We start from the raw sequence: 464 nt of genomic DNA, 5'->3' as shown, positions 1-464 counted from the left end.
GTAGCCGTCGAGGCTCCCAGATTACTGGCCTGCGTTACCGTTAATGCCCCTGTGGCACCGATATGGTGTGCGCCGCTAAAGCTATTCGTGCCAGTCAGGGTGATGGCAGCGTTGGTATTGATGTCGCCCGTGCCGCTCAGCACATTGGCCAGTGCCGCATTAGCCCCATTCAGGTTTAAATCACCCAGCACATTAATGGCACTGCTGCCCAGCGTACCGGCCCCGTTCAGGGTTGCCGACGCGCCCGACGCAATCAGGGTCTGGCCGCTTAAGCCGCTGTTGGCACCACTGACCGCCAAGTCACCGCCGTTGATGTTCAAGGTGCCGGCACCGGTTAAACCGCCGGTCGCCGTTGATACTCCGCCCGAGCTGAGGTTCAGCGTACCGCCAGTGATATCAAGGATACTGCTGTTGGACAGCACGCCGCTGTTCAGCACCCCGCCCGTGCCCAGCGTTACCGTACC

At 61.0% G+C, this 464-nt stretch carries 1 protein-coding gene; it reads right to left on the bottom strand.

The genetic code is table 11. The annotated features are described in order from the left end of the window. The coding region (locus V2A85_RS24445) for a hypothetical protein (protein WP_420072657.1) at nt 1–464 on the bottom strand (464 nt) is incomplete at both ends.

The sequence above is a fragment of the Yersinia sp. 1252 StPb PI genome (assembly GCF_048593885.1).
Classification (GTDB): Bacteria; Pseudomonadota; Gammaproteobacteria; order Enterobacterales; family Enterobacteriaceae; genus Yersinia; species Yersinia enterocolitica_E.
Note: the sequence above shows the minus strand (reverse complement) of the source record. Positions and strands in the feature narration are given on the sequence as shown.